The 24,345-nt window shown below is 66.6% G+C and carries 19 protein-coding genes and 1 tRNA gene; 13 read left to right on the forward strand and 7 right to left on the reverse strand.

Features of this window, described 5'->3' with window-relative positions; all coding sequences use genetic code 11:
- The first annotated feature begins 92 nt into the window (after positions 1-92).
- A complete protein-coding gene (locus ACJRPG_RS22215; protein WP_408002288.1) occupies positions 93-983 on the forward strand; it encodes a cyanophycinase in 891 nt (296 codons plus the stop codon).
- Positions 980-3,622: a cyanophycin synthetase gene (cphA, locus tag ACJRPG_RS22220; RefSeq protein WP_408002289.1), complete on the forward strand. Its 2,643-nt coding sequence runs from the start codon at positions 980-982 to the stop codon at positions 3,620-3,622. Before ACJRPG_RS22215 ends, cphA begins: the two co-directional genes overlap by 4 nt.
- Here cphA and ACJRPG_RS22225 read toward each other — a convergent pair.
- A complete protein-coding gene (locus ACJRPG_RS22225; protein WP_408002290.1) occupies positions 3,619-5,148 on the reverse strand; it encodes a hypothetical protein in 1,530 nt (509 codons plus the stop codon). The two genes, cphA and ACJRPG_RS22225, sit on opposite strands and share 4 nt — an antisense overlap.
- A gap of 70 nt (positions 5,149-5,218) precedes the next feature.
- Positions 5,219-6,325: a mechanosensitive ion channel family protein gene (locus ACJRPG_RS22230; RefSeq protein WP_408002291.1), complete on the reverse strand. Its 1,107-nt coding sequence runs from the start codon at positions 6,323-6,325 to the stop codon at positions 5,219-5,221.
- 144 nt (positions 6,326-6,469) lie between these two features.
- On the opposite strand from ACJRPG_RS22230, the gene ACJRPG_RS22235 reads away from it, so the two are divergent.
- Entirely contained in the window at positions 6,470-8,725 is a 2,256-nt protein-coding gene (locus ACJRPG_RS22235) for an SDR family oxidoreductase (protein ID WP_408002292.1), read from the forward strand.
- Between the two features lie 6 nt (positions 8,726-8,731).
- On the opposite strand, the gene ACJRPG_RS22240 is transcribed toward ACJRPG_RS22235, so the two are convergent.
- The gene (locus tag ACJRPG_RS22240; protein ID WP_408002293.1) at positions 8,732-10,687 is read right to left on the reverse strand and encodes a hybrid sensor histidine kinase/response regulator; all 1,956 of its coding nucleotides are present in this window, start codon (positions 10,685-10,687) and stop codon (positions 8,732-8,734) included.
- 106 nt (positions 10,688-10,793) lie between these two features.
- Here ACJRPG_RS22240 and ACJRPG_RS22245 point away from each other — a divergent pair, with 106 nt between their 5' ends.
- The gene (locus tag ACJRPG_RS22245; protein WP_408002294.1) at positions 10,794-11,777 is read left to right on the forward strand and encodes a hypothetical protein; all 984 of its coding nucleotides are present in this window, start codon (positions 10,794-10,796) and stop codon (positions 11,775-11,777) included.
- An 85-nt stretch (positions 11,778-11,862) separates the two neighbouring features.
- A complete protein-coding gene (locus tag ACJRPG_RS22250; RefSeq protein WP_408002295.1) occupies positions 11,863-12,540 on the forward strand; it encodes a hemerythrin domain-containing protein in 678 nt (225 codons plus the stop codon).
- Here the strand turns inward: ACJRPG_RS22250 and ACJRPG_RS22255 are convergent.
- Positions 12,537-13,874: a GAF domain-containing protein gene (locus tag ACJRPG_RS22255; protein ID WP_408002296.1), complete on the reverse strand. Its 1,338-nt coding sequence runs from the start codon at positions 13,872-13,874 to the stop codon at positions 12,537-12,539. The two genes, ACJRPG_RS22250 and ACJRPG_RS22255, sit on opposite strands and share 4 nt — an antisense overlap.
- On the reverse strand, positions 13,871-14,374 hold the full coding sequence (locus ACJRPG_RS22260) for a hypothetical protein (protein ID WP_408002297.1): 504 nt from the start codon (positions 14,372-14,374) through the stop codon (positions 13,871-13,873). Before ACJRPG_RS22260 ends, ACJRPG_RS22255 begins: the two co-directional genes overlap by 4 nt.
- A gap of 75 nt (positions 14,375-14,449) precedes the next feature.
- On the opposite strand from ACJRPG_RS22260, the gene ACJRPG_RS22265 reads away from it, so the two are divergent.
- The 6 genes from ACJRPG_RS22265 to arr all read left to right on the forward strand — a co-directional run bounded on the left by ACJRPG_RS22265 (position 14,450) and on the right by arr (position 19,510).
- A tRNA-Phe gene (locus tag ACJRPG_RS22265) sits at positions 14,450-14,525 on the forward strand.
- Between the two features lie 154 nt (positions 14,526-14,679).
- Positions 14,680-15,591: a helix-turn-helix transcriptional regulator gene (locus ACJRPG_RS22270; protein ID WP_408002298.1), complete on the forward strand. Its 912-nt coding sequence runs from the start codon at positions 14,680-14,682 to the stop codon at positions 15,589-15,591.
- Between the two features lie 93 nt (positions 15,592-15,684).
- Positions 15,685-16,890: an NAD(P)/FAD-dependent oxidoreductase gene (locus ACJRPG_RS22275; protein ID WP_408002299.1), complete on the forward strand. Its 1,206-nt coding sequence runs from the start codon at positions 15,685-15,687 to the stop codon at positions 16,888-16,890.
- A 113-nt stretch (positions 16,891-17,003) separates the two neighbouring features.
- A complete protein-coding gene (locus ACJRPG_RS22280; protein ID WP_408002359.1) occupies positions 17,004-17,897 on the forward strand; it encodes an MBL fold metallo-hydrolase in 894 nt (297 codons plus the stop codon).
- Positions 17,898-18,031: 134 nt separating this feature from the next.
- The gene (locus ACJRPG_RS22285) at positions 18,032-18,925 is read left to right on the forward strand and encodes a DUF2785 domain-containing protein (protein WP_408002300.1); all 894 of its coding nucleotides are present in this window, start codon (positions 18,032-18,034) and stop codon (positions 18,923-18,925) included.
- Positions 18,926-19,102: 177 nt separating this feature from the next.
- Positions 19,103-19,510 carry an NAD(+)--rifampin ADP-ribosyltransferase gene (gene arr / locus ACJRPG_RS22290; protein WP_408002301.1) on the forward strand — a complete coding sequence of 136 codons (408 nt, stop codon included), beginning with the start codon at positions 19,103-19,105 and terminating at the stop codon, positions 19,508-19,510.
- 28 nt (positions 19,511-19,538) lie between these two features.
- On the opposite strand, the gene ACJRPG_RS22295 is transcribed toward arr, so the two are convergent.
- On the reverse strand, positions 19,539-20,288 hold the full coding sequence (locus ACJRPG_RS22295) for a DNA-binding protein (protein ID WP_408002302.1): 750 nt from the start codon (positions 20,286-20,288) through the stop codon (positions 19,539-19,541).
- A gap of 170 nt (positions 20,289-20,458) precedes the next feature.
- Here ACJRPG_RS22295 and ACJRPG_RS22300 point away from each other — a divergent pair, with 170 nt between their 5' ends.
- Entirely contained in the window at positions 20,459-22,015 is a 1,557-nt protein-coding gene (locus tag ACJRPG_RS22300; protein ID WP_408002303.1) for a serine hydrolase domain-containing protein, read from the forward strand.
- A 30-nt stretch (positions 22,016-22,045) separates the two neighbouring features.
- On the opposite strand, the gene ACJRPG_RS22305 is transcribed toward ACJRPG_RS22300, so the two are convergent.
- The gene (locus tag ACJRPG_RS22305) at positions 22,046-22,264 is read right to left on the reverse strand and encodes a hypothetical protein (RefSeq protein WP_408002304.1); all 219 of its coding nucleotides are present in this window, start codon (positions 22,262-22,264) and stop codon (positions 22,046-22,048) included.
- Positions 22,265-22,381: 117 nt separating this feature from the next.
- Here ACJRPG_RS22305 and ACJRPG_RS22310 point away from each other — a divergent pair, with 117 nt between their 5' ends.
- Positions 22,382-24,343 (forward strand): putative bifunctional diguanylate cyclase/phosphodiesterase, encoded by a 1,962-nt coding sequence (locus ACJRPG_RS22310; RefSeq protein ID WP_408002305.1) that lies wholly within the window; start codon positions 22,382-22,384, stop codon positions 24,341-24,343.
- Positions 24,344-24,345: the final 2 nt, after the last annotated feature.

The raw sequence follows: 24,345 nt of genomic DNA on the forward strand, positions 1-24,345 counted from the left end.
TAATCTGAATCTTACAAAGTGCCGGCGCGCGCGCCGCTGGCTGGCAGTTGGGCCCGCCCCCCATACTGGCTTCCCGAACAATAAGGAAGCATATGGAAACCCGGCATGCAGAACATGGCTGCCTGTTCATCATCGGCGGCGATGAGGGCGGGAAGGCGCGCAAGCGCCTGCTGTCCCGTTTCGTCGATCTCGCAGGCGGCAGCGACAAGCGTTTCCTGCTGATTGACGCCGCCAGCGAAAACCCGCAGAAGATGGCGCGTCCCTACCACGAGGCGCTCGATGAACTGGGGGTGCGTGAGCACCGCTCGCTGGCCGTATGCTGCCGTGCCGACGCCAACGATCCCGATATCGCGGCGCAGGCAGCGGAAGCCGACGGCATCCTGATGACGGGCGGCGACCAGAAACGATTACTGGCCGCGATCGGGGGGACTGCCCTCGATCGGGCCATCCATGCAGCGCTCAAGGAGCGCGGCGCCTGCGTGGCGGGCACCAGCGCAGGCGCTTCCGCCATGAGCGGCCATATGCTGGCCGGCGGCCACGTGGACCTGAGCCCGGAACGCGGCGCGGTGACGCTGGCCGCCGGCCTGGGCCTGGTGCAGCAGGTGGTCATCGACCAGCACTTCGCCCAGCGCCAGCGCCTGAACCGCCTGCTCAGCGTAATCGCCCAGAATCCCTGGCTGCAGGGCGCGGGCATCGACGAAAACACCGCCCTGGTCGTCGAGCGCGGGGTGGGCATTGAAGTCGTCGGCGAGGGCAGCGTCACGCTGGTCGATGGCAAGGACGTCATTTCCGATATCGCGGATATCCGCGAAGGCTGTACCCCGCAGATGCTGGGCGTGAGGCTGCATCTGCTTCCCGCAGGTTCCTGTTTCATGCTGCCGGACGCTCCGGCGCCACGCCGCATCAGCGGCGATGCGCGCCAGGCGCCGGAAGTACTGAGCGAATTCATACACCATCTCGTCAAAAGGAACCCCATCTCATGAAAATCATCGAACAGCGCCTGCTCCGCGGACGCAACTTCTATACCCAGCGCGCCTGCCTGCTTACCGTGCTCGATCTCGGCAGCCAGCAGGCGCTGAACACAGCTGCGCTGCCCGGTTTCAATGAACGCCTGCTGGCCATGCTGCCTTCGCTGTACGACCACCGCTGCTCGGTAGGCAAGTACGCGGGCTTCGTGCAGGCGCTGCGCGGCGGCACGCACCTGGCCCACGTGGTGGAGCATGTCACGCTGGCCCTGCAATGCGAAGCCGGTACACCGGTGGATGCGGGCCGCACGCATGCCGTCAACGGCCAGCCGGGACGCTACCGCGTGGTCTGCGCCTACCAGCTGGAACAGCTGGCGCAGGAGGCCTGTGAGGTGGCGATCGAACTGGTGACGGCACTGGCTGAAGGCCGCGAATACCCGCTGGAGGAAGCCCTGGCGCGGCTGCGCGATACGGCTGACCGGCAGGCCATCGGCACCAGCACGGGCGCCATTGTGGATGCGGCCAAGGCGCGCGGCATTCCGGTCAGCCGCATTACGCCGGAAGCCAATCTCTTCGTGCTGGGCTGGGGCGCAAAACAGAAACGCCTGCAGGCCACCATCACCGCCGACACCGGCCACATTGCCGTGGACATCGCCAGCGACAAGCAGCTCACCAAGGCGCTGCTGCAGGAGGCAGGCGTACCGGTGCCGGAAGGCGGCGTTGTGCGAACGCTGGAAGAAGCGCAGCGCCTGGCGCGCAAGCTGCGCGGCACCGTCACTATCAAGCCGCTGGACGGCAACCACGGACGCGGCGTCACCACGCGCTGCGGCACGCCGGAAGAAGTGGCGCTGGCCTTCGAGCGCGCGCGCCAGCATGGCCGCCGCATCATCGTCGAGCGCTTCGTCAGCGGCCAGGACTACCGGGTGCTGGTGGCGGGGGGCAAAGTGGTCGCCGCCGCGCTGCGCCGCCCGCCCTGCGTGACGGGCGACGGCAAGTCCACCATCCGCGAGCTGGTGGAACGCGAGAACCTGAACCCGGCACGCGGCGATGGCCACAGCAATATCCTGACCACGATTCCGCTCGACGGCCATGCCGAAACCCTGCTGCAGTCGCTGCAGATGAGCTTCGACAGTGTGCCGCCGGAAGGCCTGGTGGTCACGCTGCGCGGCAATGCCAACCTGTCCACCGGCGGCACCGCCGAAGACGTGACGGACCAGCTGCCGCCTGCCACACGTTCGCTGTGCATCCGCGCCGCGCGCAAGGTAGGCCTGGACGTGGCAGGGCTGGATATCGTCTGCGAGGACATTGGCCAGCCGCTGGCGGCACAGGGCGGCGCCGTCATCGAAGTGAACGCGGCGCCGGGCATCCGCATGCACCAGTACCCCAGCGCCGGCACGCCGCGCAATGCGGGTGAAGCGATTGTGGACGGCATGTTCGGCAACAGCGATGGCCGCATTCCCATCATCGCCATTACCGGCACCAACGGCAAGACCACCACCACGCTGATGCTGGACCACAGCATCCGCATGGCGGGCATACGCACTGGCTGCACCACCACCGAAGGCGTGTTCATCGACGGCGAATGCGTGCGCGAAGGCGACTGCGCGGGCTACTGGTCCGCGCGCACCGTGCTCAGCGCGCCCGAAGTGGAGTTCGCCATGCTGGAGACGGCGCGCGGGGGCATCCTGAAACGCGGCCTGGCCTTCGACCAATGCGACGTCGGCGTGGTGCTGAACGTGACGGCCGATCACCTGGGGCTGGACGGCATCGACACGATGGAAGACCTGATCCGCGCCAAGGGCGTGGTGGCGCACGCGGCGCGCCGCGCCGTGGTGCTCAATGCCGAGGACCAGGGCTGCATCGCCATCGCCGCGGAACTGGCTGCGGGAGTGGAACTTATCTGGTTTGCCTGCGACCCTGAAACACCGCTGCTGCTGCAGCACCTGGAGCGCGGCGGCCGCGCTGCCTACCTGCAGGACGGCGCGCTGATCCTGGCCGACGGCCAGCGCCGGCACCGCCTGTGCTGGGCCGAGGAAATGCCCGCCACGGTGGATGGCTGCGCACGCCACAACATCGCCAACGCGCTGGCCGCGGCGGCGGCCCTGCTGGCCAGCGGCCTGCAGGTGGCGCAGATCGCCGACGGCCTGGCCTCCTTCGTCTCGGACGGCAAGCGCAACCCGCTGCGCACCAATGTGTATGAAGCGCGCGGCGTGAAGATCGTGGTCGATTACGCCCACAACCCGGCGGCCTACCTGGCGCTGGCCCATATGGCGCGCGGCATGGCAAGCGGGCGCACCATGGCCATCGTGACGGCGCCGGGCGACCGCCGCGACGAAGACCTGCGCATGATCGGGGAGCTGTGCGGCGAGGGCTTCGACGAGGTGATCGCCTATGAATCGCCAACGGAGCACCGCGGCCGCCTGCCGGGTGAACGCGCCACGCTGATGCTGGAAGGCGCACGCCGCCGTTCGCGCAGCGGCGCTGCGAGCCTGATCCTCGACAGCGACAGCGCCGTCAACGAAGCGCTGGCGCGCTGCCGGCCAGGCGACGTGCTGGTATTCGCCTGCGGCACCTCCGTCGATGAACTGGTGCAGGCGCTGCGCCTGTCCGATCCGGAAAGCGCGGAGCGCATCGCCCTCGAAGCCGGCACGCGCTAAGACATCTGGGCGCCTTTCAAACGCCGCCTGGCGCAGGGGCCTGTGCCGCCCGCCTTGTTCCGTCCCCCCTGTGCCAGCAAACCGAGCTGGTGCAGATATAGCGCCTGGGTCGCATACCACGCTGAACCTGCGGCCATGCGCCCGCTGGCCAGGCAGCCCAGCAGGCGTGGCCACAGGAAGCCTGCGTTAAGCAGCGCTGACGGCCGCTGCGCCAGCAGCGAACACGCCAGGCGGCGGGCGAAGCGTGCATCCAGGGCCGCGGCGCCGGGCGCGGGCGCCTCCTTGTCCTCATATGGAAGATGCGCCAGCCGGGGGTAAGCGCGCGCGATGGCATCGCTGTGCAGCGCATGGTCCGCCACCAGCCCGATGGGCATGCCGGCCAGCAGGTCGAACAACTCATGGTCCAGGTAGGGTGCGTGTACCGACAGGCCACCCAGCAGCCCGAATGGCACCAGCGCGATTTCGCGCCGCGTGCGGTTCCAGAAATAGAAGGAAGATATCGGGTTGGGCCGCTCCAGGTGCAGCGCCACTTCGGCCGCAAGATGTTCGACCGCCAGCTCCCGGCTAATGCCGCGCAGCAGCGGCGCAGGCAGCAGGCGGGCCAGCACCTGTTCGTCCGCTTCAAGCAGGCCGTTGGCGATGGCCTGCGGATCGCAGGAGCCGAACAGGGCGCGGCTGCGCGGCGATACGAACAGCCCGGCGGACAGCACGTCGCCGCCGATGCCGTCGTAGAGCGGCAGCTTCCGCTGCAGCAGGTAATCCATCGCCGCCAGGTACCACGTATGTTCGTCGGAGCAGAAGCCGGTGAGCAGGTTCTTGCGCTGTTCGGCTTCGAAGCGGCAGGAAGGCTGGGGCAGCACCACATGCGCCAGCCCCAGTTCGCGCGCCAGCAGGGCCGCGATGCGCACGTCTTCCCCGCCGCGTGGCGGAAAGTGCTGCGTTGTCAGGCACTGGGCGGGCTGGTACCCCTGCTGCAAGAGCTCGAACAGGATATGGCGTGAATCGCGGCCCCCGCTGAGGGGCATGATCCATTCGGAGCCGGCCGGTGCACGGCGCGCAACGGACTGGCGGAACAACGCGACGTAGGCGTCAATGGCCGCATCGCGCCGCAGGGACTGCGTGGGCGCCGCAGCCCTGCCCTGCGATGTCAGGTGCAGCGTGCCGTTCCAGGACAGCGAGGCCGCCGGCGGCAAGGCGCGGATATGGCGGAAAGGCGTGTCCTCACCGATGAAAAAGCCGAGGCGCAGGAAGACGGCCAGCGCGGCATGGTCCAGCGCCGTATCGGCGCCGCACGCGATCAAGCGGGGAATCGAAGGCGACAGCCCCACCGCATCCGGCCCGCTGTAGCGGTACAGCGGATACAAGCCATAGCGCTCATTGGCGGCCGTTAGCGTGGCGCCGTCCCAGTTCCACCAGGCCCAGATGCCGTCCGCGGCGCCCACCCGGTGGCCCAGCGCGCAGCTGGCGCTTCCCTCGAAACGCAGGCCCGCCGCGCCGCGCCGGGCAAAGCAATATGGCATGTCCATGAAGGCCTCCTCCGGGCCATTGGACAGCAAAGGCGCGCTCGCCTGCTGATGCGGATCAAGCCTTGCGGCCTTAATGCTTCTGCGCGGGCGGCTGGCCGTGCTGCGGCGGCTGGTCGAAGGGCGGCAGTTCGCCCTGCCGGTCGTCCGGATCGCGCACGATCATGCGCATCGGGTAGGCGAAGTCGATGCCGCGCTCCTCGAAGGCGCGCACCAGGTCGAGGAAGATGGCCTGCTGCGTATCGACGAACACAAAATAGTCCGGCGACTTGATCCAGTACACCACCTCGAAGTTCAGCGACCATTCGCCCAGCGAGAACAGGTGGGCGCGTTCGAAGTCGGCGGTGGCCTTCTGGTTCACGATAATCTCCTTGATCAGCTGAGGAATCGCCGCCAGCTGCTCGGCGCCGGTGCCGTAGCGCACCCGCACCTGGAAGGCGGCGCGCCGCGTATGCATGCGCGTCTGGTTGCCGATGCGGGCCTTGAGGATGTCGCCGTTGGAGAAGATGATCTGGTCGCCGCCCAGGCCGCGCAGGCGCGTGGTCTTCAGGCCGATATATTCCACGGTGCCCAGCTGTTCGCCGACGATGATGAAATCGCCCACCACGAAAGGCTTGTCCAGCACAATGGACAGGGAGGCCAGCAGGTCGCCCAAAATGTTCTGCACCGCCAGCGCCACCGCGATACCGCCGATACCCAGGCTGGCCACCAGGGTGGTGATGTTGAAGCCCAGGTTATCGAGGATCATCAGCACGAAGACGACCCACACCACCATGCGCAGCACGAAGTCGATGATGGCGGCCGAGGTGGCGCCTGCGGTGCTGTCGGTACTGGAGCGCAGGCGCGCGCGCCAGCTGCGCACGGCGGCATCGCCCCAGAAGGCGGCCTGCAGCAGCATGGCCGTGACGGCGATGCGCCACAGCGCTACCTCGTATTTGCGCGGCAGGTCGAGCAGCAGGCTGCCCAGGTAGAGCGACACCACCACCATGAAGACCGGATAGGTCGAGCGCAGGATGCGCGCCAACCAGTCGTCGACCTTGGTTGCCGTGCGCTGGGCGATGGCATCGAGCCGGCGCAGGATAAAGCATTTGCTGACGTACATGAGCACGGAGGCGCCCAGTGCGACGGCCAGTGCGACGCCCCACTCCTGCAAGGAATTGCCCAGCAAAACATACCTCATCTGTGCTCCCGCATGCAAAGGTCAGGCGCGATAGTTTACCCAAGGCTTGCCCTGCCAGCCTGTTCGATAACGCAAGGCAAAGCTGCGCCGCACAATGACAAATGCCTGCATACTTTTCCGCACGTTCGACTAGCTAAGCAAAAAATGACTTCAACCAACGATGTGAACCAGCGTCAGGCGATCGAACTGTGGGGCGGCCTCGAAGCGACCGTTAACCGCGTACGCGATCAATATTTCAGTCAGATGGACCAGAACGGCCATGCCGGCCGGCTCAGCGATCTGGACCGCTTTGCGGCGCTTGGCATCAAGGCCCTGCGCTACCCCGTGCTGTGGGAGCTGATTGCGCCGGATGGCCTGGACAAGGCCGACTGGTCCTGGCCCGATGAGCGCCTGCCTGCCTTGCGCGACCTCGGTGTCCAGCCCATCGTGGGCCTGGTGCACCACGGCAGCGGCCCGCGCCATACCAGCCTGGTGGACGATAACTTCGCCGAAGGCCTGGCCGAATACGCAGGCGCCGTAGCTCAGCGCTATCCCTGGGTGGAGTACTACACCCCCGTCAATGAACCCTGCACCACCGCCCGCTTCTGCGCCCTGTACGGCCTGTGGTATCCGCATGCGCGGGACGACCTGTCCTTCCTGCGCGCGCTGATGAACCAGTGCAAGGGCGTGGTGCTGTCCATGCGCGCCATCCGCAAGGTCAATCCGGATGCCAAACTGGTGCAGACCGATGACCTGGGCAAAACCTACAGCACGCCGGAACTGGGCGAGTGGGCCGACTTTTATAACGAGCGGCGCTGGCTGGCCTGGGACCTGCTGTGCGGCATGGTCGGACCGGAGCATGCGCTGTGGGACTACTTCATCGGCAGTGGCATCAGCGCCGAGGAACTGCAGTGGTTCCGCGATAACAGCTGCCCGCCGGACATCGTGGGCGTCAACTACTACATCACCAGCGAGCGCTGGCTCGACCATCGCGGCGAGCGCTATCCGAAGCAGTATGTCGGCGTGCACGGCTTTGCCGATATCGAGGCGGCGCGGGCGCTCGCCACACCGACGCCCGGCGTCGGCCCGCTGCTGCAGGAAGCGTGGGAGCGCTACAGCCTGCCGCTGGCCGTGACGGAAGCGCATATCGACGCCAACCGCGAAGACCAGCTGCGCTGGCTGATGGAGGTGTGGCAGGCCGCGCAGGACGTGCAGCGCGCCGGCGCCGACATGCGGGCCGTAACGGTGTGGGCCCTGCTCGGCTCCTTCGACTGGAACTGCCTGGTGACGGAATGCCGCGGCTATTACGAAAGCGGCGCCTTCGACCTGCGCGGTCCGGAACCGCGGCCCACCGCCGTGGTGCGGCTGATGCGCGAGCTGGCCTCCGGCCGCACGCCTTCGCATCCGGTGCTGCAGGGCCAGGGCTGGTGGCGGCGTCCCGGACGCTTCCTCTGCCCGCCCGTGGCCACCAGCACCAGCATTGCAGCGCTGCCCGGCGAACGGCGCGGCGCCCAGCACACGGTGCAGCCTATCCTGATCAGCGGCGCCACGGGCACCCTGGGCAGCGCCTTCGCCCGCATTTGCGCAGAGCGCCACCTGGCCGTGCATGTGCTGAACCGGCAGGAGATGGACATCGCCGACCCGGCGTCGGTGGAAGCGGCCATCCGGCGCTACAAGCCCTGGGCCATCGTCAACGCCGGCGGCTATGTGCGCGTGCACGACGCGGAGAAGGATTCCAGCCGCTGCCTGCGCGAGAACGCGCATGGTCCCGTGGTACTGGCCGTGGCCTGTGCGCGCCACAATATCCGCCTGCTCAGCTTCTCCAGCGACCTGGTGTTCGATGGCAGCAAGGGCAGCGCCTATGTGGAAAGCGATCCGGTGTCGCCGCTCAATGTTTACGGCCAGAGCAAGGCCGAAGCGGAGCGCCGCGTACTGGGCGTGAATCCGGATGCGCTGATGGTGCGCACCAGCGCCTTCTTCGGCCCCTGGGACCGCCATAACTTCGTCACACTGGCGCTGCAGGCGCTGGGCGAAGGCCGCAGTTTTTCAGCGGCGGAAGACCTGGTGGTATCGCCCACCTATGTGCCGGACCTGGTGCAGGCCTGCCTCGACCTGATGATCGATGGCGAATCCGGCATCTGGCACCTGAGCAATGGCGAAGCGGTGAGCTGGGCCGGGCTGGCGCAGCGCGCCTGCGCCCTGGCCGGCATTCCGGACAAGCGCCTGCAACTGCTGCCATCCAGCGCGCTGGAGTTCAGCGCCGCGCAGCCGCGCTTTTCCGCGCTGGGCAGCGAACGGGGACGCATGCTGCCTGCGCTGGACGATGCGCTGGAGCGCTACCTGAAGGCAGTGGCGGAAGAGCAGCAGCGCGGCGCCATGCAGCCCGGCGCCGCCCAGGCGGCGCACTACGGCAGCAACTGAATGGCATCAGCCCGGCATCCTCAGGTGCCGGGCCAGGTCGGCCAGGCGGTAGGGCTTGCTCAGCAGGACGAAGTCGCCGATGCCTTCATGCTGGCTGCGCAGCGCCGGCAGCGGATAGCCGGAAGCGAGAATGATCTTGATGGCCGGGTAGCGTTCCCTTACTTGCCGCGCCAGCTCGATGCCCGTCATCCCGTTCGGCATCATCACATCGCTGAACAGCACGTCGATGGCGGCATCGCGCTCCAGCACGCGCAGTGCTTCGCGGCCGTCGCCGGCGGCCAATACCTCATAGCCCATCGCATGGAACAGTTCCGTCGCCAGCTCCATCACCAGCGCATCGTCTTCCACGATCAGCACCCGGTCGGGGCGCGGGGCGACGGCTGGAACGCCTGCTTCCGTCTCCAGTGCGGCCGGGAGGTAAAGGCTGATGGCGGTGCCCTGCCCCGGCGCCGTGGTGATGTCCACTTCGCCGCCCGACTGCTTGATGAAGCCATATACCTGGCTCAGGCCCAGGCCGGTGCCCTTGCCGGGCGGCTTGGTTGTGAAGAAGGGTTCGAGCGCGCGTTCGCGTACCTCCGGCGGCATGCCGGCGCCGGTGTCGCGCACGGTCACGCACACATAAGGACCGGCGCCCAGGCCGGGCACCTGGCCTTCCGCCAGCGTGACGCTGCGCGTTTCGAGGAACAGCGCGCCGCCCTCCGGCATGGCGTCGCGCGCATTGACCACCAGGTTGAGCAGCGCCGCCTCAAAGCGCGCCTCGTCCACCATCACCGTCTCCAGCTTTGGCGCCAGGTCGATGCGGAAGTTCACCAGCGGGCCGCTGGCGCGCCGCAACACCGGCTCGAAGCTGCCGATCAGGGCATTCAGCTGGTGCGGCGCCGGTTCCAGCGGCTGCTGGCGCGCGAAGGACAGCAGCTGCTGGGTAAGCAGGGCGCCGCGTTCCACGGCGCGGCGCATGCTGTCCAGCACACGCAGGTTGCTGGCGCCGCCGCCCGCGTTCTGCGCCTGCACCGACAGGATATCGATACCGCTGGACACCACGGCCAGCAGGTTGTTGAAGTCATGCGCCACGCCGCCGGTCAGCTGGCCCACCGCCTCCATCTTCTGCGACTGGAACAGGGCATTGCGGGCCTGCTCGAGCGACTCGGCGGCCTTGCGCTTCTCGGTGATATCGCGGGTGATCTTGGCAAAGCCGATCAGCCGGCCGTCCTCGTCGCGGATCTGGTCCAGCACCGCGCTGGCCCAGAAGCGCGTGCCGTCCTTGCGCACGCGCCAGCCCTCGCTTTCGAAACGGCCGTCGCGCCGCGCCGTTTCCAGCGCCCGCTCCGGCAGGCCGGCCGCGCGGTCTTCGTCGGTGAAGAAGCGGCGAAAATGGGTGCCCACTACCTCTTCCCTGGTGTAGCCCTTGATGCGCTGCGCGCCGATGTTCCAGTTGGTGATGAGGCCTTCCGGCGACAGCATGTAGATGGCATAGTCCGTCACGCCCTGCACCAGCAGGCGGAAGCGCTGCTCGCTTTCGCGCAGCGCTTCCTGCGCCCGCATGCGCTCCGTGATGTCGCGGGTAATCTTGGCAAAGCCCACCAGCTCGCCCGCCGCGTTGCGGATCGGGTCGATCACCACGTTGGCGAAGAAACGCGTGCCGTCCTTGCGCATGCGCCAGCCCTCGCCCTCGAAGCGGCCCTCGCGCATTGCAATGGCCAGCGCGCGCGCCGGCAGGCCGCTGGCCCGGTCTTCGTCGGTATAGAAGCGGGAGAAATGCTGGCCGAGAATCTCGGCCGCCTGGTAGCCCTTGAAGCGCTCTGCGCCCGCATTCCAGCTGCTGACATAGCCGTCCATGTCCAGCATATAGATCGCGTAGTCGCTGATGCTGGCCACCAGCATTTCATAACGCTGCTCGTAGTTCGCCAGCGTTTGACGGCGCTCCAGCGGGTTCGCCACGGTTGGCGTTCGGTCATTCGTCATGAGATTTTTTCGCTATCCTGCCAGTACGGCCAAACCCATTCTACCGCCCACTGCGGGGTGGCCCGTGGACGCTTGGCCGGCCATTTTCCTTGTCCTGAACAAACCGATGAAATACCTCTTTTTACTCGCGGCATTCTGCATCACTTGCAATGCAATGGCCCAGGTGCAGAGCGTAACCGTGTCATCCACGCGCGATCCGGTTGACAAATCCTACCGCAAAATGCTGCGCGGCATGGATCGTTTCGAATCGGAGCAAAGCAAGGCGCCCGGCGCCGTGCTGCGTTTCCGCCTGCTGCCACGGCTGCCGGGCACGCGCATGGACGGCATCGCCATGCAGGTGGTGGGCGACACCGTCACCCTGCCGGTGCCGGTGGGGCCGGACAACAGTTTCACGCTGGAGCGCAATGCGCAGGCGCAGCGCGAGGACGCCGCGCTGGTGGCAAACCGCCGCACCGCCAGCATGACCTGGCGCGCGGATGTGCGCAGCCCCGGCGTGCCGCCAGGCCAGCGGCGCCTGGGCGATCTGCGCGCCGAATGCCTGGTGGGCGTCGAGGCGGGGCTGGTATCGAATAATGCCCACCTGCTCCGCTGGCTGTCCGACATGCTCACCAGCCCGGAACGCGTCTGCGGCGACGAACAGGGCAACTACCTGTTCTTCGCCGAGCGGCCGCTGTTCGCCGTGCACCTGCGCGCCGGCACGCGCACGGCCACCCTGCCCTTCCACCTGCAGTATGCGGGCGGCACGCTGCCCGCCGCCGACCTGCCCTACTGCGACTGCCAGGTACTTCTGGACCGCAGCTACCATGCTCCCATCTGGGACCGCAGCTGGCCGGACGATACCCTGCTCAGTTTCGAATACATGGACGAGCCGCCCGCCCCGGACGCCCTGGCCGCTGCCGGCATTGAGGCCGGCCAGACGGAGGTGCAGGTGCGTGCGCTGCTGGGCCCCGCTACGGAAGTGCGCTTCGCCAGCGGCATGCAGGCCTGGCTCTACCCTGAAGCCGCGCGCCGTGCGCGGCACAGCGGCCCCGAAACCATCGTGCTGTTCGGCGCCGACGGCCGCGTGCTCAAGAGCTTAAGAAGTTTTTAAGAAGCGCTGAGGGAAGTTTTAAGAATGCGCCGCGTGGCGCCTCGCTACCATGCACACCTCGAATCTGACACCCCTTGAGGAAGCCATGAGCGATCTGCACGCCACCCGACTGAATATCTACAACCCGATCCACAAGGCGCTGCGCGCCTTCATGAGCGACACGCTGCAGCGCAGCGGCCGCATCGATGCCGCCGACGCGGCCGATGTGGCGAACAGCCTGCAGCAGCTGCGCGGCCTGCTGGACTTCATGCGCGGCCACCTGAAGCACGAATCCGAATTCGTGCACCCGGCAATGGAAGCGCGCGCCCCCGGCTCCACCGGCACCGCGGAAGCCGACCATGTGCACCACCTGTCCGATATCGCCAACCTGGAGATGCTGTGCGACCTGGTTGAAGCATCGAAACCGGCCGCCCGCGCAGTGCAGCTGGGCCACCTGCACCGTGCGCTGTCGGTGTTCGTGGGCGAGAACCTGGTGCACATGAATATGGAAGAAACGGCCAACAACGCCGTGCTGTGGGCGCACTATTCGGATGAAGAACTGATGGCGATCGAGCAGGCCATCGTGGCCACCATCGCGCCGGAGGAGATGGCGTTTTCGATGAAGTGGATGATCCCGGCCCTGAATCCGGACGAACGCGCCGCCCTGTTCAAGGGCATGCGCGCCGGCGCCCCGGCGCCGGTGTTTGCGGGCCTGCTGCAGATGGCCACCGACATGCTGGAGGAAAGCGACAGCCGCAAGCTGAAGATGGCGCTTGCCGTCTAGGCGACTTCCACCAGCTGCAGCGGGCGCTGCACATTCAGGCGGAACTGCCCGCGCCCGGTCTTTTCCAGCGCGACGCCCGCATCGCGCTCGGCCAGGCGGCGCGCCAGCAGCACCAGGCGCGCTTCCAGATTGTCGTTCACGTCCGGCAGGCGCAGGCGCGGATCGATGCGCAGCTCGCGGTTGCTGAAGCTGCTGCGGCCCTGCTGCGCGAAGTCCTGCATCAGGCACCACAGCACACGCCCCGCCACGCCCTTGATCAGGTAGTCCTCGCCGAAGAACACGCTGTCGCTCGCGGCAAAACGCCGCACCAGCAGTGGCGCGCCTTGCAGCGGCGCCTGCACCGCGGGCGCGGGCTGCACCGCTTCCGCTTCCTGCCCCTGCATGATGTGCATGGCCATCGCCAGCTGCGCCGCCAGCGTGACGAGAGCATCTTCATCGTCGTAGGTAAAGCGCAGGTCCTGCGGGCTCTCCACATACAGCACGCCCATCAGCCGGTCGCAGCCGAGGATGGGCACCGCCATCTGGCTGCGCGATTCCGGCAGGCCGGGCAAGGGAATCTCCTGCGCCAGCGCATCGGCCATCGGGCTGCCGCGCCAGGCCTCGCGCACCGCGCGGCCATAGCCGTACTCTGAAGTCATATGGCTGATGCGGATCGGGGTGCGCTCGCGCGCCGCTACGCCGATCACGCCTTCGCCCAGTGCGATTTCGGAACCGATGCCCGACTCGGGATAGCCATGGCTGGCCACCGTGTACAGGCTTGCGCTGGGCGCGTCGTACATCAGGATCACCGCGTTCGGAATGCCGAATTTCTCATCGAGGCAGCGCAGCATTTCATCGAACAGGCCGGCCAGGTCGCGGCACTCGCGCAGGCGCTCGCTGGAGCTGCGCAGCTCCGCCAGCCGGTTCAGCGTGGACAGCGGCGGCGGCACCTGGGCGCCCTGCACACACTGCATCTCGGTCACGCGGTAGACGTCGGACCCGAGCAGCTGGAACACGCCGCTCATGCCCACATGGGAAGCGATGCCGGCCAGCTTGGCCTTCATGCTTTCAAACAGGGAGCCGCTGGTTTCCGTGCGCAGGAACTCCAGCGTGAGCTGGTACTGCGCGGCCGTCAGGGGGCTGATCACCATCAGGCGCGCCTTGCGGCTGGTCAGGATATTGCTGCGCGTCTTGTTGAAGAACTGGTAGGACAGCGCGATGTGCTGCGGGTCCACGTATTGCACCTGCGTGAGATAGGACACGTTCGGCATGCCGCTCGCATCGGCTGTGGCGATCACCGCCGGAATCAGGCCTTCGAAGCACTCGCGGATCGCATCGAGACGGACCGCGCTCATTCCCCGCTCTCCAGCGGCTTGCCGGCATTCGGCCCCGGCGTTTGCGTATAGGCTTCGGTGGGCTTGAAGCTCAGGCCCACCAGTTCACTATCCGGCGCGGCCAGCAGTGTGCGCACCATGTCCTCGCGGAAGCCGATCGTGCCCAGCTCCTCGACGAAAGCATCGCGGTAGGCATGCACCAGCGCCAGGTCGGCGGCGCTGAGCGCGGTGACGCGCGCATTGCGGCTCTTGATCTGCAAGGTACGGTGGGTGGAGGGCCGGGTAAACACCGCGGCGATGGCGCCGTTGGCGAAGATATCGCGCTGCACCTGCTGCGATTTCGCTTCCGGCACAAAAATAGTCACTTGGCTGCCGTCATCGGCCACGCGGCAGCCGATACCGCGCACCAGCTGCGGCAAACCGTCCGCGCCGCAGCTGCCGATGCTGATCGACACGCCGCCGCGCATGAAGGCAATCTGGCCGGCATCCAGCAGAGGGGAATTATTGGCAGGGACAGTCATGCCCCGCATTCTATCGCAGCCGGGCGGCGCGGGCACTTGGCGGAAGCCGCCAGCCCTGCTATAATTGCGCGCCTTGGCCTGGTAGCTCAGTTGGTAGAGCAGAGGACTGAAAATCCTTGTGTCGGTGGTTCGATTCCGCCCCGGGCCACCAAGAACATGCCAAAGAAACGCCAACCTTCGCCGGTTGGCGTTTTTTTTTGCCTGATCAACATAGCAGGGCTAGCTGTCACAAAGTGGCGGGTGCCGCCGTCTTGCAGGGCATGGGAGCGCAAAGGGCGCCTCCCCCTACACTGCAAGCCCGAAGCATGACAACGCCACCGACCGCAAGCGATCATTCCAGATATCCACCGGCAGCGCCCGCCGACCAGGAGATGGCGCGGGTGCTGGGGACCACGCCATTCCGCATGACGCTGGACCAGTCCGGCGCAGGCATCGCCCACTGGAAACATGGCCCCTTGCACGACGTCATCCTGCCCATGACCCACCACGTCATCATGGCTTACAACGGCATCGTGCAGCGCATGCAGCGGCGGTCGGGAAGATCGACTGTGATCGGAACGGTTCGTCCCGGCGTGGTGATCATTATTCCGGAAGGCTCAAGCTCCCGGTGGGATGTTCCAAAACCTGTGGATATCGTTCAGCTCTATCTTCCGCGTGCATCGCTGGCGCGCATCGCCGGGGAAGCCGGGATCGCCACCCCGGTCGAACTGCTGGAGCGCACGGCGCAGCCCGATCCCATCACATCCCGCTTGCTCCTGAGTGCGTCCGACTTCCTGGAAGGCAACGAGGTACTTGATACGCTGTTCAGGCAGCAGCTGATCGACCTGCTGGCCACCCGCCTGCTGGCCGCGCACACCGGGGCCCCGGCAACGGCTCAGCCGGCCAGGGGCGGGCTGGCGCCGAAGGCCCTGCTGCGCGCCATCGAACGCCTGCGCTCGGACAGCGACACCGACGTTTCGCTCGCGGCGCTGGCAGCGGAGGCCGGCCTGTCACGCTTTCACTTCTGCCGCGCCTTCAAGGAAAGCACAGGGCTCGCGCCCCATGCCTGGCTGCGCCAGCACCGGCTGGAACAAGCCATGAACATGCTGCGGGACACCGACGCCTCCGTCATGTCGGTGGCGGCGGCGCTTGGCTATGCCTCCCAATCCGCCTTCTCCGCCCGATTCCGCAAACTGACCGGCGAAACGCCGAGCGATTGGCGGCGGCGCGCGCGTTAGCAGCAATCGCGCTACAAGCAGCGCAATCGCTCTGCAGCGGCCGCGCGCGGCAGGCTACATGATGACTGTGTCCATCAACATAGGAGAAGTCACATGCGACTCGTCATCATAGGGGCCGGCTTCGCCGGCATGTACGCCGCGCTTTCCGCAGCCCGCCTGCGCGATATCCGGGGCGCATCACCGCAAGAACTGGAGATTGCGCTGGTCGCTCCGGAACCGACGCTGGTGGTACGCCCCAGGCTCTACGAACCCAATCCTGAAACCCTCACCGCACCGCTGCTGGAGCTGTTCAATGCCATCGACGTCGTATATGTGCAAGGCAGTGCCGAGACGGTCGACGCCACCTCCCGCACGATAGGCATCGCGACTGCGGAAGGGGAGCGCAAATCGCTCTCCTACGACCGCCTGGTGGTGGCCTCGGGCAGCCGGCTGTTTCGCCCGGACATACCCGGCCTCGCCGAGCACAGCTTCAGCGTCGACTCGCTCGACGACGCGGTCGCCCTCGACAAGCACCTGCATGGCCTGGCCGGGCGTCCCCCCACGAACGGACGCAACACGGTGGTCGTGGTCGGCGGCGGCTTCACCGGTATCGAAGCGGCGACGGAACTGCCCGCGCGGCTAAGCGGCATTCTCGGCAACGACGCCAGGGCCCGCGTCATCATCGTCGACCGCAACAAGGTGGTCGCGCCCGACATGGGCCCGGAGTCCCGCCCCGTCATTGAGGATGCGCTGCGCAAGCTCGGCGTGGAAACCCGCCTCGGCGTCGGCGTCACCTCGCTCGACAAGTCCGGCATTACCTTGTCCAGCGGCGAACACATCGGGACCGAGACCGTGATCTGGGCGGCCGGCATTCGCGCCGCCCCGCTGACCGAGCAAATCCCCGCCGAGCGCGACAACTCCGGGCGGCTGCTGGTCGACCGCGACCTGCGTGTGCCGGGCGTTCAAGGCGTGTTCGCCACCGGCGACGCGGCCCGCGCCGCTTGCGACGACGAGGGCCACTACGCATTGATGTCCTGCCAGCACGCTACCCGGATGGGCGCGTTTGCCGGTAACAACGCGGCGGCCGAGCTGCTCGGCGTGCCGGCCAAACCCTACCACCAGAAGGCCTACGTCACCTGCCTGGACCTGGGCCAAGCCGGCGCGCTGTTCACGCGCGGCTGGGAGCGCAAGGTGGAAATGGTCGGCAACGCCGCCAAGAAGACGAAACGCGAGATCAACACCCTCTGGATCTATCCGCCGAAGGCCGAGCGCGCCGCCGCGCTCGCGTCGGCCGATCCGGAGCGGGTCACCGATCTCTGATCCTGCAATCCACCGCCAGCAGTATTCAACAGGAGCTAAAAATGAACCAAATGGTCAGCAACATTCAAACGCAATCGAAAAAGAGTCCGATCAAGCGCGATACCCATACCGACATGGGCCTGGTCAACCCGCCGCAGGAGCTGGTGCCCTCGCGCTACGCGCTGCGGCTTGGCAAGCTGGACGTGCTGGTGATCAGCGACGGCGTGCTGCCCCTGCCCGCTTCGACGATGGCCACCAATGCCGCCCAGGCCGACCTGGCGGTCTGGCTGGACGAGAATTTCCTGCCGCAGGAGACCTACGACTGGCCCTTGAACGTGATGGTGGTGCGCAGCGGCGACCAGACCATCCTCATCGACGCGGGGCTGGGCGGCCAGTTCCCGGGCTTCCCGCGCGCCGGGCAGTTCCCCCAGCGCCTGGAGGCTGCCGGCATCCGGCTGGAGTCCGTGACCGACGTGATCATTACCCACATGCATATGGACCACGTGGGCGGGCTGCTCGTCGACGACGTGAAGAACCGCTTGCGTCCGGACGTGCGCATCCACGTGGCCGCCGCTGAGGTCAAGTTCTGGACCTCGCCCGATTTCTCCCACACCGACATGCCGAAGCCGGTGCCGGACGTGCTGCGCTCGACCGCTGCCAGCTTCCATAGCGAGTACCGCGACCGGATCCGGTTATTCGACGACAAGTACGAAGTCGCGCCGGGCGTGGTGGTCCGTCTCACCGGCGGTCACACGCCGGGCCACAGCGTGGTCGACCTGGAATCGGACGATGAACGGCTGGTGTTCGCCGGCGATGCCATGTTCCCGGTCGGGTTTGACCATCCGGAGTGGCAGAACGGCTTCGAACACGACCCTGAGGAGTCGGCCCGCGTACGCATTCGCCTGTTCCAGGAACTGGCGGAGAATGGCGGATTGCTGGTGGCCTCCCACTTGCCGTTCCCCTCAGTCAGCCGGGTGGCGAACCACGGCGGCGCCTTCCGTTGGGTGCCGGTGATCTGGGACTACTGACCGCCAAGCTGCCGCTGCACCGCCAGCTTGCAAACGCCACCGTTCCGGGTGGCGTTTTTGTTTAGCTGGCATTCGCGGCAGGAAAGTCGCTCATGTGTAGCTATACTGTCCTGTCTCCATAAGAAAGCGAATCCATGCGCCTCCTTCTGACTTTCATCGGCACGGTTCTCGTCCATGGCATTGCCGCAGCCGGCTGTCCGCCTGCGGGCGCCTCACGCGCGCAGCTCGCTGAACTCCAGGCGACGAAATGGGAGATAGCGGACGACGCGAGGCGGCAGGCCCTGGCGCTCGGCATGCTGGACTGCCTGGGCGATCCCGATCCCGTACTGCGCGACGGCATGGCCTATGAGGCCCTGAACGCATGGATGCGGACCGGGAAACTGGACGCGGCAACGCTGGACCGTGTCCGCAGCAGCCAGCTGGCCGCCCTGCGGGAGCCGGATGCAGCCGGCTTTGCGCGGCCCTTTGCGGCCCTGGTGCTGGCGGAAGTGGCGCGCACCGACCGCATCAAGCCCTGGCTGAGCGAAGCGCAACGGAATGAACTGGTGGCGGAGGCGAGCGCCTATCTCTCCACCGTGCGGGATTACCGTGGCTACGACGAGAAGGAAGGCTGGCGCCATGGCGTGGCCCATGGGGCCGATCTGATGCTGCAGCTGTCGCTCAACCCCGCGCTTGGAAAACGCGAGCAGAAGCTGATCCTGTCTGCCGTGGCTGCCCAGCTGTCCGCCACCGGCGCCGCGGCATCCGCGCATTTCTTCCATTACGGCGAAGGCGAACGGCTGATGGCGCCGGTGTTTTATCTGGCCCGGCGCAGCGAACTCGATGCCGCCGAATGGGAGGCCTGGATAGGCAGCATCGCCATCACGCCGGCCGATCCCTCGTTCCGCACCCAGGCGGGCCTGGCACGCCGGCATAACCTGAAAAGCTTCCTGCTGCCGCTCTACCTGTCCCTCAGCGAAAGCAAGGACGACGCCCAGCGCGAGCGCCTGCTGCCTGCCGTGCGGAAGGCGCTCAGGCCGGCGGGATAAGGCGTACCGGGGCAAAAAAAGCGCCGGCCCATATAGGCCGGCGCTCTTCACTTAACACATGATAACCCATGCCCGTGCTGCCGTGGTGGTCTGTTTCAAACCATAACAAAGCCGCCGTTGACGCCGATCTGCAATATTGGCAAGGTACGTTCCTGGCCTTTTGCGGAGCGATGAAAAATGAGCGGCATCGACACCACTGAACCCCTGTACCACGGCACCCGCGCCGACCTGAAACCGGGCGACCTGATTGCGCCGGGCTTCATGACGAACTACGGCACCGGTAAGAAGGCCAACCACGTCTACCTCAGCGCCACGCTGGAAGCTGCGGTTTGGGGCGCCGAGCTGGCGCAGGGCAGCGGCCGGGAACGGATCTATATCGTGGAGCCGACGGGGCCCATCGTGGACGACCCCAACCTCACCGACAAGAAATTCCCCGGCAACCCCACCAGGTCCTACCGCTCGCGAGATCCGCTCAGGGTGGTCGGCGAAGTGCTGGAGTGGCAAGGCCATTCACCCGAAGCACTGGCGGCGATGAAGGCGGGCATCGAACGCCTGCGTCAGCAGGGCATGGAAGCGGACGACTGAGAGGCGGCCAAACAAGTGCGGGACAGGCTTAGGACTTCACGCCGGCCGCACTGCGGCGCTCATTGAAGCAGGACTCAAGCTGGGCGCGCAGTTCGCGCACTTCGGCCTCGAAGCTGTCGCGTGCCGTGACGGCGCCGACCAGTTCCATTTCGGCCGCCAGGCGGCGGTCCGATTCGGCCGCCGAAGCGGCCACATTGCGCTCGATCTGGGCGCGCAGGTCGGCCAGCTGCAGATCCTTGCCGTCGATGGCCAGCTGGTCCTTCGCCTTGCTGACCAGGGCATCGGTGGCGATCTGGCGCGCATTGCGCAGTTCCGCATTCAGGCGCTCAATCTGTTCCGCGCGTTCCGCCGCCAGCGCCCGCGCGTCGTCGCGCGCTGCGGTCAGGGCCGCCACTTCATCGGCCAGTTCGGCGCGTGCCGCTTCCAGCTGCGCGCCCGATACCGCCATGGCATCCAGCTCGCTCTCGGCCTGTGCCAGCGCCGCGCGCGAACCGGCGCCCGCATCCTTCGCATACTGCTTGACCCAGCTTTCCAGCGCAGCGGCGACCGTCTGCGGAATCTCCACCTTGGGCATCTCCACCGGTCCCGCGTGCACGGCGCGCCACTCGGCCAGGTGCTTCTGGATTTCGCCGAGGGGAGCGTTGCCGAGGATCCCGCTGACAGCCTCGATGGACACCCGTTTGCCCTCGTCCTGCAAGTTCTCGGCCGCTTCCGCAACGTCGTCGAAAGTGACTTCCTGGGGCTCCATGGCCGTCTCCGATGGGGAAAGAGTTGTCATTTGTGAATACTTCAAAATCGTCTGCGAGTTCAACACGATACAGGATGACCTTACCTGCCATCAAGACTTTAGCCGACATAAGGCCCGCCGATTGTTGTTTCCGGAAACGCTTGTCCCCATCAGCCGTGCTCAAGTAGACTGTTTGACACGTTTTATTTGAAAGGAAAGCAATGACTGCCCAGCGTCTCCGCCTCGCCTGCCTGCTCTCTGCCGCCCTGCTGGCCGCCGCGCCCGGCCATGCCCAGGCGCCTCAGGGGGGTTTTGCCGCAGCCGTGTTTACGGACACGGACCGCGCCGCCCGCATCGAGGCCCTGCTGCCCGAGATCGACAGGCTGTACCAGGAACAGGCTAGCAAAGTGCATGCGCCGGGCCTGGCCTACGGCATCGTGGTGGATGGCAAGCTGGTGCATGCGAAAGGCCTGGGCTATGCGAATGTGGAGGATAAGCTGGCCGCCGCGCCCGACAGCCGCTTCCGCATCGCTTCCATGAGCAAGAGCCTGGTGGCGCTGGCCGCGCTGCAGCTGCGCGACGAGGGCAAGCTGCGGCTGGACGATCCGGTGTCGAAGTACCTGCCGGAAGCGGGCAAGCTGCGCCGCCCGACGGTGGATTCGCCGCCCATCACGGTGCGTCACCTGATGACGATGAGCACCGGCCTGCCGGAAGACAATCCCTGGGGCGACCGCCAGATGGAGCTGAGCAATGCCGCGCTGGCGCAGTTCGTCGGCGGCGGCCTGTCGTTCTCGAACGCAACCGGTCCGGTCTTCGAATACAGCAACCTGGGCTTTGTGATGCTGGGCAAGGTGGTGTCGAAAGCATCCGGCATGCGCTTCCAGGACTATGTGCAGCGGCGCATCCTGAAGCCGCTGGGCATGGGCAGCACCGGCTGGGAATACGCCAGCATGCCGAAGGATAAGCTGGCGCTCGGCTACCGCTGGACCGGCAGCGCCTGGGAGCTGGAGCCCATGCTGCATGACGGCGATGCGGCGGCGATGGGCGGCCTGATCACCACCATCGAGGATTTCGCCCGCTATTCCGCCTTCCTGCTGAGCGCCTGGCCGCCGCGCGACGAGGCCGACAACGGCCCCGTCAAGCGCGCCACCTTGCGCGAGCTGCAGGCGCCGCAGTCCTTCGCCGGACTGCAGGCCGACGCCAAACTGGCGGACGGCAAGCCCAATCCCACGGTCGGCTTCTATGCCCACGGCCTGGTATGGTCGCGCGACAGCCGCGGCGTTACCGTCGTCACCCACAACGGCGGCCTGCCCGGATTCGGCAGCCATTACCGCATCCTGCCGGACTACGGCATCGCCATCATGGCCTTCGGGAACGTGCGCTACGCCTCCCTGTCCGGCACCAGCGGCAAGGTGATGGACCTGATACTGGACAAGGGCGGACTGCAGCCGCGCACCGTGATGCCCTCGGCGATCCTGCTGAAACGCCAGCCGCAGGTGCTGCACATGCTGCAGCACTGGGACGCCGCGGCCGATGCCATCGTGGCCGGCAACTTCTTCCTCGACCGCTCGCGCGCCGACTGGGCCGAGCATGCGGGCAAGCAGCTGGCGGCGATCGGCAAGATCACGTCCGTAGGCCCGCTGAAGGCGATAAACCAGCTGCGCGCCAGCTTCCAGCTGGTGGGTGAGCAGGGCACGCTGGAGGTCTTCTTCACGCTGACGCCGGAGCGCGAGCCCAAGGTGCAGGAGCTCCAGCTCAAGCCGGTGAAGGCGCAGTAAGGGCCGGCCCCGCCGCCGGCGCGGCCGGCTTTATCTGCGCGGCTTGCCCGCCGCCTTGCTGGCCAGGTAGATGGTTTTGGCGTCCTTGTGCGCCTGGTCGATATTGCGCATGGACGCCACATCGTCGTGCTGTACGAAGAACTCTTCGTCCTGCGCTTTCACCACCATGCGGATCGCCTCCTCGTCCGCCACATCGTATTTTTCGGTGATGAGGGTCGTTACCTCATCCAGGTATTCTTCATAAGTCATCGCAGGCTCCTTGGTCCGGCAGCATTGTAGCGCCCCGCCCCCGGCAGTGACAGGCTGTGCAATACCGCGTACTATTGGTAGAACAGTAACATCAACCATCTGTTCGGGGAGCTTGCAATGGAAGCGCGAGACCATCTCGCTCATTGGCGTGCGCAGATCCTGGCGCGCATCCTGCTCGTGGTCGTCACGCTCGGCGGCCTGACCGCCATCCCAAGCATCCTGCTCGCCATCGGCGAAGGCCTGTGGTCCGTCGCCGTCATCGATTCGGTGGCCATGGTCTGGATCACCGCCATCTGGCGCATGAAGCACCTGAGCCACACAACGCGCTCAACGCATTTTCTCGCCGCCGCCTTCATGGTCGGCGTGGGCCTGCTGGCCAAGGTCGGGCCGGTCAGCCAGATCTACCTGATGGCCGTGCCGGTGCTGACGGCGCTGCTCATGGGCCTGCGTCCCGCACTGGTGGCGCTGCTGGGGGCCACCGTGGCGGTGCTGGCGCTCGGCTACCTGCCCTCGCCCGGCGTGGAGCTGGTCGGCCTGCCGCAGGCAGGGCTCCTGAAGGGCGCCATCCTGGCCCTGAACTTCCTCTTCATTACTTCGGTGATCACACTGTCCTGTGCGGTGCTGCTGCGGCATCTTGAACGCTCGCTGGAAGAACTGGCCAACAGCGCCGAGTCGCTGGAGAACAGCCGCAATGCGCTGCAGATGCTGAACATGGAACTGCTCACCACCATCCAGGAACGCGACCGCTCGGCGCAGGACATCCACCAGCTGGCCTTCTACGATCCGCTCACCGGCCTGCCGAACCGCCGCCTGCTGCTGGACCGCATCAGCGCCCTGCTGGCCAGCTCCGCGCGCAGCCAGACCCTGAGCGCCGTGCTGTTTATCGACCTGGACCGCTTCAAGGTCATCAACGACGCGCGCGGCCATGCCACCGGCGACGCCGTGCTGAAAAACACCGCCGCGCGTCTGCTGCAGCTGGTGCGCAAGAGCGATACCGTGGCCCGCATCGGCGGCGACGAATTCGTGGTGCTGCTTGCGCACGTGGGCACCAACGCCGACGGCGCCATCAGCACCGCCCTGCGGGTGGCCGAAACGGTGCGTTCCGCGCTGGCCGAGGAAATCGAAATCGACGGCCATTCCTACAGCTCCTCGGCCAGCATCGGACTCTCCCTGCTGCCGAAGGAAGGCCAGACGGCGGACGACCTGCTGCGCGAGGCCGATACCGCCATGTACCGCGCCAAATCGCAGGGCCGCAACAGCATCGCCTTCTTCGAAGACGCCATGCAGGCCGACGTGGAACGGCGCCTGACCATGGAAAGCGAGCTGGCGGCGGCGATGGACGAGGGCGCGCTGCAGATGCACTTCCAGCCGCAGTTCGACTGCCACGGCAAGGCCATTGGCGCGGAGCTGCTGATGCGTTGGCCGCGCCAGGACGGCAGCATGGTGCCGCCTTCCGTCTTCATTCCGCTGGCCGAGGAGTCGGGACTGATCGTGCGGCTTGGCCTGTGGGCCCTGCGCGAGGCCTGCGCGGCGCTGAAGGAACTGGGGCAGCGCGGGCGCATCATGCCGCTGTCCGTCAATGTCAGCCCGACCCAGTTCCGCCAGCCGGACTTCGTGGATACGGTGCGCCAGGCGCTGGCGGAATCCGGCGCGCCGGCCCACCTGCTGATCCTGGAAGTGACGGAAGGCCTGCTGGTCGAGAAGATGGACGAGACCATCGCGCGCATGCACGAGCTGACCGCCATGGGCCTGCGTTTTTCGATCGATGATTTCGGTACCGGCTATTCGAGCCTGGCCTACCTGAAGAAGATGCCGCTGTATGAGCTGAAGATCGACCGCAGCTTCATCATGGACACGCCGGAAAACCCGAGCGGCACCGCCATCGTGCAGTCCATCCTCGCGATGTCGAAGCACCTCGGCCTGCGCGTGGTGGCGGAGGGAGTGGAGACCGCAGCGCAGTCGGCCTTCCTGGCCAGCCAGCGCTGCGACGCGATGCAGGGCTATCTGTTCGCCCGCCCTGCACCGCTGCCAGCCTTGCTGGCAATGCTGGAGGCAGATGGCCTGGCGGCATCTGCCTGAGC

The sequence above is a fragment of the Pseudoduganella rhizocola genome (assembly GCF_045984285.3).
Classification (GTDB): Bacteria; Pseudomonadota; Gammaproteobacteria; order Burkholderiales; family Burkholderiaceae_D; genus Rugamonas.

Bases quoted from the DNA above. Each gene is read 5' to 3' on its own strand.
- ACJRPG_RS22225 (WP_408002290.1), bottom strand. From the start codon at position 5,148: ATGGACATGCCATATTGCTTTGCCCGGCGCGGCGCGGCGGGCCTGCGT.
- ACJRPG_RS22235 (WP_408002292.1), top strand. From the start codon at position 6,470: ATGACTTCAACCAACGATGTGAACCAGCGTCAGGCGATCGAACTGTGG.
- ACJRPG_RS22275 (WP_408002299.1), top strand. From the start codon at position 15,685: ATGCGACTCGTCATCATAGGGGCCGGCTTCGCCGGCATGTACGCCGCG.
- ACJRPG_RS22295 (WP_408002302.1), bottom strand. From the start codon at position 20,288: ATGACAACTCTTTCCCCATCGGAGACGGCCATGGAGCCCCAGGAAGTC.
- ACJRPG_RS22310 (WP_408002305.1), top strand. From the start codon at position 22,382: ATGGAAGCGCGAGACCATCTCGCTCATTGGCGTGCGCAGATCCTGGCG.
- ACJRPG_RS22270 (WP_408002298.1), top strand. From the start codon at position 14,680: ATGACAACGCCACCGACCGCAAGCGATCATTCCAGATATCCACCGGCA.
- ACJRPG_RS22230 (WP_408002291.1), bottom strand. From the start codon at position 6,325: ATGAGGTATGTTTTGCTGGGCAATTCCTTGCAGGAGTGGGGCGTCGCA.
- ACJRPG_RS22285 (WP_408002300.1), top strand. From the start codon at position 18,032: ATGCGCCTCCTTCTGACTTTCATCGGCACGGTTCTCGTCCATGGCATT.
- ACJRPG_RS22280 (WP_408002359.1), top strand. From the start codon at position 17,004: ATGGGCCTGGTCAACCCGCCGCAGGAGCTGGTGCCCTCGCGCTACGCG.
- ACJRPG_RS22245 (WP_408002294.1), top strand. From the start codon at position 10,794: ATGAAATACCTCTTTTTACTCGCGGCATTCTGCATCACTTGCAATGCA.
- ACJRPG_RS22255 (WP_408002296.1), bottom strand. From the start codon at position 13,874: ATGAGCGCGGTCCGTCTCGATGCGATCCGCGAGTGCTTCGAAGGCCTG.
- ACJRPG_RS22215 (WP_408002288.1), top strand. From the start codon at position 93: ATGGAAACCCGGCATGCAGAACATGGCTGCCTGTTCATCATCGGCGGC.
- ACJRPG_RS22240 (WP_408002293.1), bottom strand. From the start codon at position 10,687: ATGACGAATGACCGAACGCCAACCGTGGCGAACCCGCTGGAGCGCCGT.
- ACJRPG_RS22250 (WP_408002295.1), top strand. From the start codon at position 11,863: ATGAGCGATCTGCACGCCACCCGACTGAATATCTACAACCCGATCCAC.
- ACJRPG_RS22260 (WP_408002297.1), bottom strand. From the start codon at position 14,374: ATGACTGTCCCTGCCAATAATTCCCCTCTGCTGGATGCCGGCCAGATT.
- cphA (WP_408002289.1), top strand. From the start codon at position 980: ATGAAAATCATCGAACAGCGCCTGCTCCGCGGACGCAACTTCTATACC.
- ACJRPG_RS22300 (WP_408002303.1), top strand. From the start codon at position 20,459: ATGACTGCCCAGCGTCTCCGCCTCGCCTGCCTGCTCTCTGCCGCCCTG.
- arr (WP_408002301.1), top strand. From the start codon at position 19,103: ATGAGCGGCATCGACACCACTGAACCCCTGTACCACGGCACCCGCGCC.
- ACJRPG_RS22305 (WP_408002304.1), bottom strand. From the start codon at position 22,264: ATGACTTATGAAGAATACCTGGATGAGGTAACGACCCTCATCACCGAA.